Here is a 452-nt window from a genome sequence, read left to right on the forward strand (position 1 = left end):
CGCTCCGGTCGGCTCGCCGTAGAAGGTTCGAAGCTCGTCGATGCTGCGCCGCATGGCCCCACTATAGGCCTGTCGGCGGCCCTGCTGCTAGGATGGGCGCATGACCCTGGATGTGCATCTGTTTCCCTGCCGCGCCGACAACTACGGCTTCCTGATCCGCGACGCCGCGACCGGCGTGGTCGCGGCGGTCGATACGCCGGATGCGGCGCGCATTCTGGAGGAGCTGGAAGGCCTGGGCTGGGGGCGTCTGGACCTGATCCTGAACACCCACTGGCACCCCGATCACACCGAGGGCAACGCGCGGCTGAAGGCCGACTGGGCTTGCGAAATCGTCGGGCCGGAAGAGGTGCGCAAGGTCGCGCCGCTGGACCGGGTGATCGCTGACGGCGATGTGGTGATGGTGGGCGAGACGCGGTTCGAGGTCACCGAAACGCCGGGTCACACCCTCGGCC

The 452-nt window shown here is 68.4% G+C and carries 1 protein-coding gene; it reads left to right on the top strand.

The annotated features are described in order from the left end of the window. Positions 1-100: 100 nt before the first annotated feature. Positions 101-452 (top strand): MBL fold metallo-hydrolase (locus JWG43_RS20835; RefSeq protein WP_205244354.1); only part of this gene is annotated, 352 nt, incomplete at its 3' end.

This window comes from Desulfobulbus alkaliphilus (assembly GCF_016918545.1).
Classification (GTDB): domain Bacteria; phylum Desulfobacterota; class Desulfobulbia; order Desulfobulbales; family Desulfobulbaceae; genus Desulfobulbus; species Desulfobulbus alkaliphilus.